Annotated in this window: 16 protein-coding genes; 6 read left to right on the forward strand and 10 right to left on the reverse strand. The window is 61.8% G+C overall.

The window, feature by feature from the left end:
* Positions 1-58: 58 nt before the first annotated feature.
* Entirely contained in the window at positions 59-715 is a 657-nt protein-coding gene (locus LPB73_RS13710; protein WP_120290250.1) for a glutathione S-transferase family protein, read from the reverse strand.
* 128 nt (positions 716-843) lie between these two features.
* Between LPB73_RS13710 and LPB73_RS13715 the strand changes: the two genes are divergently transcribed.
* Positions 844-1,560 carry a DUF599 domain-containing protein gene (locus LPB73_RS13715; protein ID WP_081421764.1) on the forward strand — a complete coding sequence of 239 codons (717 nt, stop codon included), beginning with the start codon at positions 844-846 and terminating at the stop codon, positions 1,558-1,560.
* On the opposite strand, the gene LPB73_RS13720 is transcribed toward LPB73_RS13715, so the two are convergent.
* The gene (locus LPB73_RS13720; RefSeq protein WP_231080876.1) at positions 1,535-2,461 is read right to left on the reverse strand and encodes a hypothetical protein; all 927 of its coding nucleotides are present in this window, start codon (positions 2,459-2,461) and stop codon (positions 1,535-1,537) included. The two genes, LPB73_RS13715 and LPB73_RS13720, sit on opposite strands and share 26 nt — an antisense overlap.
* 116 nt (positions 2,462-2,577) lie before the next feature.
* Between LPB73_RS13720 and LPB73_RS13725 the strand changes: the two genes are divergently transcribed.
* Positions 2,578-2,889, forward strand: coding sequence for a DUF3253 domain-containing protein (locus tag LPB73_RS13725; RefSeq protein ID WP_231080877.1), 312 nt, complete (start codon positions 2,578-2,580; stop codon positions 2,887-2,889).
* 4 nt (positions 2,890-2,893) lie between these two features.
* Here LPB73_RS13725 and LPB73_RS13730 read toward each other — a convergent pair whose 3' ends face one another.
* The 5 genes from LPB73_RS13730 to LPB73_RS13750 all read right to left on the reverse strand — a co-directional run bounded on the left by LPB73_RS13730 (position 2,894) and on the right by LPB73_RS13750 (position 6,645).
* The gene (locus LPB73_RS13730) at positions 2,894-3,697 is read right to left on the reverse strand and encodes a YdcF family protein (protein ID WP_231080878.1); all 804 of its coding nucleotides are present in this window, start codon (positions 3,695-3,697) and stop codon (positions 2,894-2,896) included.
* Between the two features lie 86 nt (positions 3,698-3,783).
* On the reverse strand, positions 3,784-4,602 hold the full coding sequence (locus LPB73_RS13735) for an aldo/keto reductase (protein ID WP_231080879.1): 819 nt from the start codon (positions 4,600-4,602) through the stop codon (positions 3,784-3,786).
* A 95-nt stretch (positions 4,603-4,697) separates the two neighbouring features.
* Positions 4,698-5,018, reverse strand: a complete 321-nt coding sequence (locus LPB73_RS13740) for a helix-turn-helix domain-containing protein (RefSeq protein WP_231080880.1) — start codon at positions 5,016-5,018, stop codon at positions 4,698-4,700.
* 292 nt (positions 5,019-5,310) lie between these two features.
* Complete coding sequence (locus tag LPB73_RS13745; RefSeq protein ID WP_231080881.1) at positions 5,311-5,973, reverse strand: hypothetical protein; 663 nt, start codon at positions 5,971-5,973, stop codon at positions 5,311-5,313.
* Positions 5,974-6,159: 186 nt separating this feature from the next.
* Positions 6,160-6,645, reverse strand: coding sequence for a lysozyme inhibitor LprI family protein (locus LPB73_RS13750; RefSeq protein ID WP_231080882.1), 486 nt, complete (start codon positions 6,643-6,645; stop codon positions 6,160-6,162).
* Positions 6,646-7,245: 600 nt separating this feature from the next.
* Here LPB73_RS13750 and LPB73_RS13755 point away from each other — a divergent pair.
* Together LPB73_RS13755 and LPB73_RS13760 are read left to right on the forward strand one after the other, a co-directional pair.
* The gene (locus LPB73_RS13755) at positions 7,246-7,542 is read left to right on the forward strand and encodes a hypothetical protein (protein ID WP_231080883.1); all 297 of its coding nucleotides are present in this window, start codon (positions 7,246-7,248) and stop codon (positions 7,540-7,542) included.
* A 12-nt stretch (positions 7,543-7,554) separates the two neighbouring features.
* On the forward strand, positions 7,555-8,412 hold the full coding sequence (locus tag LPB73_RS13760; RefSeq protein ID WP_231080884.1) for a hypothetical protein: 858 nt from the start codon (positions 7,555-7,557) through the stop codon (positions 8,410-8,412).
* Between the two features lie 209 nt (positions 8,413-8,621).
* Here LPB73_RS13760 and LPB73_RS13765 read toward each other — a convergent pair whose 3' ends face one another.
* On the reverse strand, positions 8,622-9,845 hold the full coding sequence (locus LPB73_RS13765) for a CaiB/BaiF CoA transferase family protein (protein WP_231080885.1): 1,224 nt from the start codon (positions 9,843-9,845) through the stop codon (positions 8,622-8,624).
* A 248-nt stretch (positions 9,846-10,093) separates the two neighbouring features.
* Positions 10,094-11,524 carry a magnesium transporter gene (gene mgtE / locus LPB73_RS13770; protein ID WP_231080886.1) on the reverse strand — a complete coding sequence of 477 codons (1,431 nt, stop codon included), beginning with the start codon at positions 11,522-11,524 and terminating at the stop codon, positions 10,094-10,096.
* A gap of 136 nt (positions 11,525-11,660) precedes the next feature.
* On the opposite strand from mgtE, the gene LPB73_RS13775 reads away from it, so the two are divergent.
* Positions 11,661-12,473, forward strand: a complete 813-nt coding sequence (locus LPB73_RS13775) for a polysaccharide deacetylase family protein (RefSeq protein ID WP_231080887.1) — start codon at positions 11,661-11,663, stop codon at positions 12,471-12,473.
* Positions 12,474-12,590: 117 nt separating this feature from the next.
* Positions 12,591-13,889 (forward strand): polysaccharide deacetylase family protein, encoded by a 1,299-nt coding sequence (locus LPB73_RS13780; protein ID WP_231080888.1) that lies wholly within the window; start codon positions 12,591-12,593, stop codon positions 13,887-13,889.
* Between the two features lie 11 nt (positions 13,890-13,900).
* Here LPB73_RS13780 and LPB73_RS13785 read toward each other — a convergent pair whose 3' ends face one another.
* Positions 13,901-14,272, reverse strand: coding sequence for a hypothetical protein (locus tag LPB73_RS13785; protein ID WP_184515917.1), 372 nt, complete (start codon positions 14,270-14,272; stop codon positions 13,901-13,903).
* Between the last annotated feature and the right edge of the window lie 207 nt (positions 14,273-14,479).

The raw sequence follows: 14,479 nt of genomic DNA on the forward strand, positions 1-14,479 counted from the left end.
CTTTTATTTTGACGCGTTTTCTGGACGCGAACCGCTGTCCACTTCGCTCGAAAACGCTTTAGTCATCCTCGAAGCGCGGAATGACGATGGTTTCGGCAAGGCCCTCGTCGGTCCATTGCCGGAACGCCGGCAGCGCCTGCATCGTATCCATATACGCACGGGCTTCCGGCGTGACATCGATGTCGTAGGTCAGGAACCGGTGCACCACCGGCGCATACATGGCATCCGCACCGCTGAAGGCGCCGAACAGATACGGTCCATACTTGCCGTAACGCGCGCGGCAATCGGCCCAGATCTGCTGGATGCGCCGGATATTGGCCTTGGCATCGTCGGACAGCGCCTTCGCCCGGACCGGCCGGTGCAGGTTCATGCCGCATTCGTTGCGCAGCGGCATGAAGCCGGAATGCATCTCGGCGGACACCGAACGCGCATGGGCGCGCGCGGCCCGGTCTTCCGGCCAGAGCTTTGCATCCGGAAAACGCTCGGCGGCATATTCGATGATCGCCAGCGAATCCCACACCGTGATCTCGCCATCGACGAGCGCCGGCACCTTACCGGACGGGGTCACATCGAGAATGCGCTGCTTGTCGGCGGCATCCGTGTAGAGCGGGACAAACACCTCCGCGAAGGGGATGCCGCAGGCCTTCAGCGCAACCCATGGCCGCATCGACCAGGACGAATAATTCTTGTTTCCGATCACCAGCGACAGCGACATCAACCACTCCTTGCGACACCGGTAAATTGCCACGCATACGCCTCTGCAAGCAAGCCGCGTACACAGGCTTGTTGCTGCATCACGGCATGCGTGTCAGAAGTGCCAACTGATACAATAGGTGCTTCATGATCAACTATTCCTGGGTCGACGTCTTCGCGCTGGGCTTCTTCATCCTGGAGTGGACGACCTATGCGATCACGCTGGAGCACACCAAATACGGCCGCGACAGTTTGTCCGCACGCATGCACGCCTATCGTGAGGTCTGGATGCGCCGTCTGCTTGAACGCGAGGCGCGCATCGTCGATACCCATATCATGACATCGCTGCAGAACGGCACCGCGTGGTTCGCCTCGACCACGCTGATCGCCATCGGCGGCTCGCTGGCGCTGCTGCGCGCCACCAACGAAGTGATGCCGATGATGCAGAACCTGCCGCTCGGCTTCAACACGACGCCCGGCATGTGGGAGATCAAGTGCTTCGGGCTGATTTTGATTTTCGTCTATGCGTTCTTCAAATTCGCCTGGTCGTACCGGCTGTTCAACTACGTCGCGATCCTGATCGGTGCGATGCCGCTGGCCTCGAAGCGCGACACACCGGAGGCCGAAGCGCATGTGGTGCGCACCACGCGGATGTTTGGCGCGGCGGCCCGGCACTTCAACCGCGGGCAGCGCGCCTTCTTCTTCGCGCTCGGCTATCTCGGCTGGTTCGTCAGCCCCTGGGTGTTTCTGGTCTCGACGGCTGCCGTGGTGATCGTGACCTGGCGCCGGCAGTTCGCCTCCAATGCCTGGCAGGCCATGGCGCCTGACGCCGAAATAAGGGTTACCCCGCGAAATCCTGCGGCGTAAAATCGAGATCGAGCACTTTCCACTCGTCGTATTTGTCGGCCGGCAGCATCGCATAGGGCTGGCAGGCTTCCAGCGCCTGCTTGGCCGCCTGCATCAAGAGCGCGGCCTTGGCCGGCCGCCGGACCTCGATCACCGTGGGCTCGGCAACCAGCCGGCCATCCGGCGAGAACACGGCGCGCAGCTTGACCTTGGCGTCATCGCCGCGCGCGACGGTGGTGGGCAATTTCGAACAGGTTTTGAGATGCCGCCGGAAAGCGGCGATGTCGAGCTTGGACAGGTCCGCCTGCTCCGATGCGCCGCCGCCGAAGCCTTCAGGCAAGCCCAGCATGACGCCGTATTTCACGGTGATATCGGCCTCGGGCTGCGGCGGCGCCTGCTGCGGGCCCGGTTGCGGCGCCGGCGGCTGAGCCTGCAGCGCAGCCTGCTGCTGCAACGGCGGCTGCGTAGCGGGAGGCGCTGACGGAGGCGGCGTTGCGGGTATGGCCTGCGGCTGTTGCTGGGCTTGCTGCTGAGGTTGCTGGGCGGCCTGTTGCTGCGGTGACGGTGCGGGTTGCTGCGGCGATGTCTTCTGCGGCTGCGGCGGGGTGTTTTGCGCCGATGACTGCGGTTTGGCGGCGACGGCCTGCGTCTTCTGCTCTTCCAGGGTTGGCTTGTTGGTCAAATCGGGCAGCCGAAATTCCGGCTCAGGCTTCTTCTCTGGCTTTTTCTCGGGCTCCGGCGGCGTCTCCTCGGCCTTCTTCTCCGCCTCTGCGAGCTGCTGCGGCGTTACCAGATCGACGGCAACGCTCTCCTCGTGCTGCTCCATCGGACGCGCATCGGCGAAATAGACCCCCGCCGCCAAAGCGAGGTGGCCGACCACCGAGACGGCGATCGCTGCGCGGATGAGGTGCCTTGGTTCCATGGGGCTAATGAGACTTCTGTACGCCGACTGGCCCGATCATAGCGTCGTGCCCTGCCCCGCGCCATGACCGCCATGCCACAGCTTGCGTCGTGCTGCCTGATCGGTCATGGCAGAGCATGTCCAAATCCAGTTCGAAGACCCCGAAGCCGTCAGCCGCCAAGCTGGCCCCAAAACCGAAGCCCTTGCCGCTCGACGAGGCGATCCTCGACGCGCTCACCCGCAACGGCGCGGGCACGCTGAGCCCTCCTGAGATTGCGCATGTGATCGAGCCCGAGGGCGACTGGCACGCGCTGCTGATGCCGATCCGCCGCGCCGCCGTGACGCTAGCGCTCGCCGATCGCCTCGTGATCTATCGCAAGGGCAAGCCGGTCGAGGATCCCAACGACTTCCGCGGCGTGTATCGGCTGGGGCTGCCAAAGGCGGAGTGACGCATCACCGCTTCTTTGGCCCCGGCAGCAATTCGCTGCTCCGGCCCGCGAGCCAATAGGTGATCAGCCCCACCCATTCGTGAACCGCGATATCGCTCCGGCCAAGGCCGGCGCTGGCGGAATCGAAGGTCTCGGTGGCGTCGATCCAGCCGCGCGTGCGCCAGTCCACCGGATAGGCTTCGACATCGAAGCCGACCCTGCGGAACGCGCCGATCGCGCGCGGCATATGCCAGGCGGACGTCACCAGCAGCCAGCGCTCGCCGGGCTTCGGCGACACCAGACCTGCGGTGAAGGCGGCATTTTCGTCGGTGGTGCGGGAAGCGGTTTCGAGCGTGACGCGTTCGGGGGCCACGCCGAAACGCTGCAGCAGCTCGCCGGCAACGGGCGCTTCGGACAGCGACTTTTCAATCAGGCTGCCGGCGCCGCCGGTGAAGACGATACGCGCCTGCGGATAGCGGCGCGCCAGCTCCAGCATCGCCGTTATCCGCTCGCCGGCCGAATTGATCTCCAGCGAGCCGCGGGCCGCAGACGAATCCGAATCGATGGCGCCGCCGAGCACGATGATGCCATCGGGTGCACGGCCATCGTCCTGCCATTTCGGAAAACGCTCGGTCAGCGACAGCATCAGCACATTGCCGAGAGGCGAATAGCCGAACAGCAGCAGCAACAGGATGCCAAAGGTCACCAGCAATGTTCCGACACGCTGGCGCTGCAACAGCACCAGCACAATGCCGACCACGCAGATGATGGCGATCGCATTGGACGGCTCCGTGAAGAAGCCGAGCATCTTGGAGAACGTGAAAAACATGAGGCCCTTGGCTTGCCGGACGGTGTCACTGCATGAGCCATCCCGTCCACAAGATCAATGCGGCAAATGCCGGTCGGCCTGATGGATCAATCCCATTTCGGCGCGAAGCCGTAGTCGGTCAGCCGCCCCTTCGGATGCGCCAGATGCGAAATCCGGGACATCTCGTTTTCGGACAGCATGAAATCGAACACATCGATATTCTCCGACAGACGCTCGACCTTGGAGGTGCGCGGGATCGCCACCGCGCCCTGCTGGACCAGCCAGCGCAGGCAAACCTGTGCTGCACTCTTGCCATGTGCCTTGCCGATCTCGGCAAGCGTTTCATCGCCGCGAACATTGCCCTGGGCGATGGGGCTGTAGGCGACCATGGCCAGACCATTCTGCCGGCAGGCGCCCTGCACCTTCACCTGGTCGAGATAGGGATGGTATTCGACCTGATCGCAGACCAGCGGCTCGGGGCACACAGCGACCGCCTGTTCGATCAGCGCCACGGTGAAATTCGACAGGCCGATATGTCTGGTCAGGCCCATCTGCTTGGCATGCGCCAGTGCGCCGAGCGTTTCCTCCAGCGGCACCTGCGGGTTCGGCCAGTGCAGCAACAGCAGATCGACCTCGGTCATCCGCAGCCGCGTCAGGCTCTCCTTCACCGAGCGTTCGAGATTGTGAGGCGCGAAATGCGTGGTCCAGACCTTGGTGGTGACGAACATCTCGTCACGGCGAATGTGCGCCGCGTGGATGCCCTCGCCGACATCGCGCTCGTTTTCATAGATCTGTGCGGTGTCGATGTGGCGATAGCCAAGCCGGATCGCCTGCTCGACGACACGTGCACAAATGCGGCCACGCAATTCCCATGTCCCGAGGCCAATGGCCGGGATGCGGGCGCCGTTTGCTTCCACGAACTGCATCATCTTCTCCTCTGACGGAGGAACGATACGAACGCCGACAAGCTTTCCAGGACATCGCCGGCGCGTCAGCGCAGGCGATGATCCACAGTGATCGTTCAGGCGTCCGCGGCAACCGGCGCGAGCGCCGCAAACACCGTGTCCGGTGCATGTGCGATCACCGCCAGCAAGGCACGGGCCGGACCGCGCGGCATGCGCTTGCCCTGCTCCCAATTGCGGATCGTCTCGACGGGAACGCCAAGACGCGCGGCAAATTCCATCTGGGTCAGCTGCGCACGGCGGCGCAGATCGCGCACTTCGGCTTCGCCGGGTCGCACCGCGACCGGCTCCGGCACGACAGGCAACTCGGGAACCAGCGGCACCTCGTGCCCGTCCCGCAATTCGACGATCCGTCCGTCAGCCTTCAACCGCAAGCGCATGTTCGACCTCATTGCGCGTGATGGTCGTCGATTACCGTTAAGGAGCCGTGAAGACAAGTGAGCCGGCGATCCCGGTGTTGGCGATCGTCGGCCCCAAGAGATGCGGGATGGCCGGGCACCCTTGTTGCTGAAACCGCGTGAAACATGCTTCGGCGAGCGAGGCCGCTTTGAACCATGAGCCGCCATCCGGGCATCGATAGGCATTCGGCTCGGGTATGTGATGCAGGTCGTGCGGGAGCGGGCATGGCTCGCTCCCATCCGTCGCAAAGCGCGGACGCTGCTCGCAGCCACTTCAATTCGTTGTGGTCTTGCCGCCGCGCATGGACACAAGCTTGTTTTCACGAAATCGGAGAATGAGCCAAGCGGTCTCATCGAAACCGTCTGCGAGCTTTCCCTCGTGCGAATACACGATCTGAGCAGCTTCCGACTTCGACGGCGGTCCCAACGCCGTGATTACCTCCTGACGCGACATACCTAAATGCAGCTTGCCGTCGAAGATGACGGGCGAGAATTTTTCCGGGATAATGCCGCAATCGGTCGAAGCCCCGGCGTCTTTCTCGGTGAGCTCTTCAACGATTTCCGTGACGAGATGATCCGGGCCGCCTATCTCCCCGCCGGACACGACCCACAATCGATGCTGCGCGCGCCGATAACACAGCCAATAGATACTATCTCCAGCGTCGCCTCGGTGTTGGATGGTCCCTTCGCCCAGGGCTTCGCGAACCGCGTCGAGCCGCGTCTCCTCGAAGCGGCCCGCAAATGAGCCTAGCGAAAAGCGGGTCGCCAACCTCGTTACGACTGTCGGCGGCACGCGCTCGAATGCACGTTGGTTGATTGGGGGCGGCGGTGTCTGCGCGGAGCAGTCATCCGAGGGGATCGCAAATAAAAGCAGGAGCAAGAAGAGCGACTTTCGACCATCAACTCCGTATTGGCTTACATTAGAAATTGAGCGCATCTGCAATAGCTTCTCTCGTTTAACAAGGATGGTCGAACCATATAAAATCGTGACGAAAGAGGTACTTCAGGTTTTGTTCGAAGGGCTGTCACGTCGTTTGCAAAAACAGCGGAAAGCTCTCGCGCTCTGTCCCCACATCGACGATACGCCGATGCGAGAGACAATTGAGAGTGGGACTAAGAGGTCTCAGTGCTCGTTGACCGCAGCGCCGAGCTTGATCAGGCTCAGCGCGCGGTTCGCGGTCTCGCGCAGGCGGCAGTAGTTCGCGTCGCCCCGGTACATGCCGGGCTCGACTTTGTCGAAGACCGCGCAGAAGCGATCACGCGACGCGGCGAAGGTTTTCTGCGAGTCCTTGACCGCGTTGATCACATCGGCGAACCCGCCGGCCTCAACCTTCTTTAGCGCCTCATTGGTTTTCTGCGTCCAAATGGCGAGTTCGCGCGACGCGCAGGCTTTCCATTTGGCGACGTCGTCATTCACGCCCTCCGCCTTTTTGATGCAGGGGTCGGCGACGAGCCCGACGCACGCGCCGCCCAAACCGCCGGTTTCCCCTGCGGTCTTCAGGCAAGCATCGATCACTGCAACGTCGGCGGGCGCGGTGCCTTGGGCGAAAGCTATCGACGAGAGCGAGAGGCTTGCGGCGAGCAGCGCGACGGAAAGTTTGAGCTTCATTTGATATCTCCGTTCGGCGCATCAAAATATGGGACACATGCAACTTTGGTCATCGAAGGCCCAGCATTGGTTCATTTGAGTGTGGAATGGGAGCGCCGATGTGAAGGCTCTGAAGATCGCAATTCAAGTTGTATGGACAATATCTGCACTTGGAGCGGCCACCATCTTCAGTGCTCTTTATGGCTGGCAGCAGCACGGATTTGTTGGCGCTCTCGCTGAAATCGCGTGAAACATGTCTCGGCGAGCGAGGCCACTTTGCGCGATGAGCAGAAGTCGTGATCTCTCGCTTTGGATACGCTTGGAAGAGTATCCGTACGTATCTGGCGCATCATCACAAAGCTCGACCGCATTTCGAAAGGGGCTTGGCTCGAAGCAGTTCTGACCTGGGCACATCGGCGGCGTTCTATATCGTTTGCCGGAGCGGCACTTGCCGCCCGGCTCAACGAGCGCAGCGATTTACCGTTGCCCGCAATCGTTGTGTTGTAATTTAGATACATCCATAGATTTTATTAAACGAGCCAGTGGATCCGCTTGCAAAAGCAAAGTGGCTCGTGGCCTGATTGCATCGATTGCAAAGGGAAATTTTTGAGGAGACGAACGTTGCCTCCGCATCCGCCGCCCTGTTTACCCGATGAACGACTGTGGGGAAGCCTGTGCTATCCCAAGATCGACGCGATCCGCATTATGAGGTCCGGCGACAATTTTGATTTCGTGCTCGGCGACGTACCTAGCGAACTTTTACCCGAACTCGCGAAGTCTGCCGGCGGCCAGGGCCATCTTGTCGTCAAGAAAGCCGATCCTGGCTTTGAAGTAACCATCAAGGCGCTGCCGCGTGGCGAAGCCAACGAATTATTGAAGCAGCTCAAGCCCGATTCCGGCGTCGAGCTGCCCGAATAAGGCACCGAACAAATGTCCAGTCTGTCCTTCAGGGCGGCCGCGATGGCGCTTGTCTTGACGCTCCCGCTTGGCGCTTGCGGCTTCACATCACCGAGGCTTACCGAGGCGTGGGAAGCGCACGACATCGGCACTAACATGGTGTTCAACATCAAGCGAAACATTTTCTGCGAGACCATCAGAGCTATTCGCGAAGTCAATAAGACTCCCACAAGCTTCGGAGCGGCGATACCTCCGGACTATGGCGTGCAACTGCAGATGACGCTCACCATCGCGGAAAGCTCGGCTGTCACCCCTAATCTCACTTACAACCGCACGCTAACGGACGGCATGGAATCCGGCGTTTCGATCGGCCGCAACTGGGGCATCGGTCTTTCGGGCGAACTATCATCGACGGCGACGCGCACGGACACGACCTATTCTTATTGGGGCGTCGCCAATATCGCTGGCCCCGGCAAGAACAAGAAAATGTGCGACGTGGAAGATTGGCCGATTGAACAGAATGTCAGCTCCCTGTTTGTGAAGTCCGACCTGGGAATCGAGCGATTTTTGCGCGATCATGTGAAGGCGGCGGATCTGCTATATTCGTCGAAGCCGCGCGGCGATAAGAAGCCAGAAAAAGTGGACGTATACAGCTATGATCTGAAATTCGTCGTGGTCTCAAGCGGCGGCGTCAGTCCACAATTCAAGCTCATTCCGCTTTCGGGCGGCGGAACGCCGATACTAAATGTCAACCGAACGCGGACGCACGAGCTGCTTCTGACCTTCGGACCGACGGGCCCCAACGGATTTACGCCGTCGGACATCTCTTTCAGTCAACATTTGACGAACCAGCTCAATTCGTCGCTTGGCCGAAGGAGACTCGTTCCTTAGTAGATAAAGGCGTGACTACTAGTTGCGAATACCGCTCAAGTCCGCTTTGCGCGCATAAGCGGCCATTCAGTATTGCCCAAGACCGAGCGCAGTTAGTTGTCCGACGGCGTTTAGCTAAGATGTGGCTTGGCCGCCCCAACCGACTCGCGGTCGGTCGGAGATGAGAGCGAAGACAGGCGTGACGCGATCGATCGCCTGCCCTGACCGGCCTAGACCATGCCCGCCTTCCGAAGCGCACTGATCCGTTCGCCGTCGTAGCCGATGGTGGACAGGATGTCGTCCGTGTCGGCGCCGAGCAACGGCGGCGCGCGATATTCGGTGATCGGCGTGCCCGAAAACATCAGCGGATTTCGTACGAGCGAAAGCGCCGGCTCGAAGGGATGGTTTGAGCTCACGCGCATACCGCGGGACTTCACATGAGGGTCCGCGAAAACCTGATCGAAGTCGTTGATCGGGCCGGACGGTACGCCGACCGCCTCCAGACGCTCCAGCCAGTAGGCGACGGGCTGCTTCAGGAAAAGACCGGCGAAGATGGCCATGATCTCCTTCCCATGAACGACACGGTCGTTGTTCTTCAGGAAGCGCGGATCCTTGGCCAGGTCCGGCTCTCCGAGCACTTCGCATGTCCGCTGGAACTGGCCGTCATTGCCATTCACGAGCATCAACTCGCCATCGGTGCAACGGAAGACACCGGCAGGCATGCCGCCATTGCCCCAGGTTCCGCGCCGCGGCGGGACTTTTCCGCTGATGAGATAGGGTTGGAGCCAATGTGAAAGGGAGGCGATCACCGTATCGAACAGACAAGCATCGATTTGCTGTCCCTCGCCGCCGCCGGCATCGCGATGATAGAGCGCCGACATCACGCCGATGGTGGCATTCAAGCCGGTCATATAGTCCACGATCGAGGGACCGACCTTCATGGGGCCCTCGCCCGGCTCGCCATCGAGATGGCCCGTCACGCTCATGAGACCACCCATCGCCTGCAGGATCGCATCATAGCCGGCGCGTGTGGCGTAGGGACCGGTTTGTCCGAAGCCCGTCACCGAGCAGTAAACGATGCGCGGGTTGATGGCTTTGATCGCGTCGTAGTCGAGGCCATAACGCTTGAGGTCACCGACCTTGTAGTTCTCCAGCAACACGTCGGCCGTCTTGACGAGCTCGCGAATGATCTCCTGGCCTTCAGGCTTGGCCACATTGACCGTGACCGATTTCTTGTTGCGATTGGCGCAAAGATAGAAGGAGTTGTCTCGCCTGCTGCCGTCCGGGTCGTTCAGATAGGGAGGGCCGAATGCGCGGGAATCGTCGCCGGTTCCAGGGCGTTCGATCTTGATGACTTCGGCGCCGAAATCGCCAAGCATCTGACCCGCGATCGGGCCGGCAAGCACCCGCGTCATATCGATAACCTTGATGCCCGAGAGCGGCAGAGCCGGCATGTATTCCTCCTGTTATGTTCATTCGTCACGTCGGCCACGGAGAACGTGTCAAGCGAGCGCTTACAGGAAAATCACCCCGAGTGCACCGCTTTGTGAGCATGAGGGGTATCCCATTCAAGAGGGCACAGCTCGTGAAGCAGATAGAGGCTTATCTGGACATCGGGCTTGCACAGCCCGATGGCACGGCAGTCGCAAAGGGCAATTGAGCATAAGATGGATCAAGACGGCTGAAACGTCGCGAATGATCCCTACTTCAGCCCGAACCACAGCGTCGCGATCCCCAGGAACGCGAAGAAGCCGACCACGTCGGTCACGGTGGTCACGAATGTACCGGAAGCCACGGCCGGATCGGCCTTGACGCGTTCGAGCACCATCGGGATCAGGATGCCGCCGAGTGCGCCGGCGATCAGATTGCAGATCATTGCAAGGCCGATGACGATGCCGAGACCGGGCGTCTTGAACCAGGCATAGGCTGCGATGCCGGTGATCACGGCAAAGGCCAGTCCGTTGATCAGGCCGACAAGGCCTTCGCGGATCACGATGCGCATGGCGTTGTTGGGGTTGAGCTGCCGCGTCGCCAATGCGCGCACCGCAACCGTCATGGTCTGGGTTGCGGCATTGCCGCCCTGGCTGGCGACAATGGGTGCCAGCACCGCCAGCGCCACCATCTGCTGCAACTGGTCCTCGAACAGGCCCAGCACCGACGACGCGATGAAGGCGGTGGCGAGATTGATCAGCAGCCAGGTAAAGCGGCCCTTGGCGATGGTCCAGAAATTGTCCGACAGTTCTTCGTCCGACGTGACGCCGCCGAGCGCCTTGAGGTCCTCGTCGGCCTCCTCCTCGATGACGTCGACGACGTCGTCGATGGTGATGACGCCGACCAGCCGGTCATCGGTATCGACCACAGGCGCCGCGACAAGATTGTACTTGCCGAACATCCGCGCCACTTCCTCCTGATCGTCCAACACCGAGACGCGGCGGCGGTCCTCATCGATCAGATCAGCCAGCAGCACCGGACGGCGCGCGCGCAGCAGTGCGTCCAGCGACACTGCGCCCTGCCAGCGCTGATCGGCGCCGACGGAATAGATCTCGTAGAACCGATCCGGCAGGTCCGGCGTTTCGCGCATATAGTCGATGACCTGACCGACATTCCAGTCCGGCGGGACCGCAATGAATTCGGTCTGCATCCGCCGGCCGGCGGAGTTTTCCGGGTAAGTGAGGCTCCGCTCCAGCGCCACGCGCTCGGACAGCGGCAGCTTCTCGAGAATCTCGTCCTGGACCTCCTCGTCGACGCCTTCGAGCAGTTCGACGGCATCGTCGGAATCGAGTTCGCGTACACCCTCGGCGACAGTTTCCGGCTCCAGTTCCTCGAGCAGTTCCTCGCGGACGGTGTCGTCGACCTCGTTGAGCGCCGAGAAGTCGAAATCGGCGCCGGTCAGCTCGATCAGTGGCGCACGCTCGTCGGCATCGAGGGCTTCGATCAGGTCACCGAGATCGGCCTCGTGGAGCTCGCCGACGATCTCCTTGAGAAATGCGGTATCGGCAACCTGAACCGCGTGCGAGATCGCCTCGACAAATTCGGGGCGAATGTCGCCGTCATCGTTGCGCATCGGCATCCTGTCGAGCGCCGACAATTCCTCGGGAGCGACCGATTGGGCGAGATCGACGTCATCGGCCATGCCGCACCTCGCCTGCTTGTTTGGGGGGTGACGGAGCTAGCGCTATCCTGTCGGAAATGCGCTAATCCATCTGTGAACGGAAGCTCGCATCAGGCATTACCCAATGCGCAATGCCTGATGCAATCGGAAAAATGCGGTGCGCGAAATCAGCGGCCGGGAAAGTGTCGTGATCGTGTTGAAGGCCGCCATTCTTGCCTTGATTGCATCGACCGTTGTCGCCCATGCCGAAGACTGCCCGCGCAAGGACACGCTCGGTACCGCACGCATTCTCACCGTGGATCCCAAGACCACTCCGCGGGTCGGAACGCAGAGTTTTCCGGACACGCTGCCGCTGGAAGATCGCGAGGTCGTGCTGACCTTCGACGATGGCCCGAACGCGCCGACCACGACGAAAATTCTCACGGCGCTGTCGCGCGAATGTGTTCGCGCGACCTTTTTCCTGATCGGCAACAGCGCGAAGGCCAATGCGGCGCTGGTGAAGCGCATGGCCGCCGAGGGCCACACTATCGGCCATCACACCCTCGCCCATGCCGACCTCAAGAAGATCAGCAATGCGGCGGCCGTCGAACAGATCGACCGCGGCATCAGCGCCGACGAAATGGCGCTGAATGGCAAGGCCACCACCGTGCCGACCACGCCGTTCTTTCGCTTCCCCTATTTCGAGTCGACACCGGCCCTGCTGGGCATGCTGCAATCCCGCCGGATCGCGGTGTTCGGCGCGGATTTCTGGGCCAGCGACTGGAATCCCATGACCCCGCAGCAGCAACTGGAGCTGATTACCGGCCGGCTCAAGGCCGCCGGGCGGGGAATCATCCTGTTTCACGACACCAAGGCGCAGACGGCCGCGATGCTGCCCGATTTCCTGCGCTATCTCCGGGAGAACCGCTACCGGGTCGTGCATATCGTGCCGCCGGTCGCAGGGTCCTCCGCCCGCTCCAGTTCCCAGTAGAACGCGCGATCATCAGGATGCGGAAAATACCGTCGGCGGGCCGACATGATTAACATTGCGTTCACAGCCGCCCCGGTAACTTCACAGCCGACATCAAAGCGAGTGACGGATCGACCAATGAACAAGGCGACGACTGACCGGGCACGACGCCTTCTACGCCTGAGCCTGCTCACCGGCCTGACCCTGTTCACCGCCGCCGCAGCCTCCACCACCAGCGCTCTGTCGGCCGAGGCGTGCCCGGGCAATCCCGGCGCGCTCGGCACCTCGCGCACCATCGTGGTCGATCCCCGCGAGCACCCCAAGATCGGCACCATGCAATATGCCGAGACGCTGCCGCTCCAGGACAAGGAGGTCGTGCTGACCTTCGACGACGGTCCGATCCCGAAACACTCGAACGCGATCCTCGATATCCTGGCCTCCGAATGCGTGAAGGCGACGTTCTTCATCATCGGCCGGATGGCGAAGGAACATCCCGAAGGCGTGCGCAAGCTGATCGCGCTCGGCCACACCGTCGGCACCCACAGCCAGAACCATCCGCTCAGCATGAACCGCATGCCGATCGAGAAGGCGCAGCAGGAAATCGAGGACGGCATCGCCAACACCACCGCGGCGCTCGGCGATCCCGCGCTGCTGTCGCCATTCTTCCGGATTCCCGGCCTGCTGCGCGCCAGCGTCGTCGAGGACTATCTTGCCTCGCGCGGCATCCAGACCTGGAGCGCCGATTTCCCCGCCGACGACTGGCGCCATGTGTCGTCGCAGAAAGTCCATGACCTCGCGATCTCGCGCATCGCCGCCAAGGGCAAGGGCATCCTGTTGCTGCACGATATCCAGCCGCGCACCGTCGCCGCCCTGCCCGGCATCCTGCGCGACCTCAAGGCCGGCGGCTATCGCATCGTCCATGTCGAGGCGGCGACGCCCGACAAGCCCAAGACGCCCACGGAGCCGCAGCAGTGGCAGTTGCATCCGGTGTCGGAGACCGTGGCCGTCACGCGCTGGCACAAGGTGCCGACATTCGCCTTTGCCCATGACGACATGCTGCCCGCGCCGGCGATCTCGGCATCCGACCAGATGCTGTCACTGACCGAGAATTTCGATCGCATGCGTCGGCCGCGCAATGCCGTGCCGCAGCCCGAACAGGCACCATGGCCACGTGAAGCACCGCTGCAGACGATGACCGACACAGCCACATTACCGGTGCCGGCAAAGACCCTGTTCGAGCTCGCCGAACGTCACGGCAAGCCGATCAAGGCACTCGTGCAGCTACCACATCACGCACAACAGACGGCGCCTGCCCGCGGCAGCGATTCAGACGCGATTGCGAAACTGATCTCGATCGATGCCAGCGCTGCCAAACGCACCATCCCCGGCGCCATTCCGCCGGGCCTGCATCCGACGGCAGTTGCCGCCCCGCGCTGAGCGCGCCGGGATCAACTGACGATCTTGGCGATGCACAGCACCACGATGATGCCGAGGAACAGCAGGTCGATATAGGACTTCATCTCGCCGGCCTGGCGCTGCTCGACCACGTCCTTCACGACAGCCTTGCGCGACGACACGGCAGAAGGGCCTTCACCGGCCAATCCACCAAGCCGGCGTGCTTCGAGTTCGAGCTTCTCGATCGCCTTGAAGAAGACGAAGGAGCGCATCGCCGAGATCGCCCGCATGCCGGCATAGGCCAGCACCAGCGCCGCCACGATGGCGCGCTGCTGATAGGCGCCGACGAAGTTCAGGCTGAAATAGACCAGCGCCAGAAAGGCAAAGTTGGAGATGAAACGATAGGCATAGCTCAGATATTTCATGTCCGCTCCGGAAGATCGACGCTACCGGCCATGTCTAGCTGCCGGACGGCGGCGTTGCTACTGGCAAGTCGTTACCTGAGCACTAAAGGATGATGACAACTGCAACGCATCTGGAGATTTACCCGCAACGCGCCAACGGACTTTTGTCAAACAACGGCGCGTGTCAATCAGCGCGGTACGGCCGGCCGAGGAGCGACTGGCACGCTC

This window comes from Tardiphaga sp. 37S4 (assembly GCF_021044645.1).
Taxonomy (GTDB): Bacteria; Pseudomonadota; Alphaproteobacteria; order Rhizobiales; family Xanthobacteraceae; genus Tardiphaga; species Tardiphaga robiniae.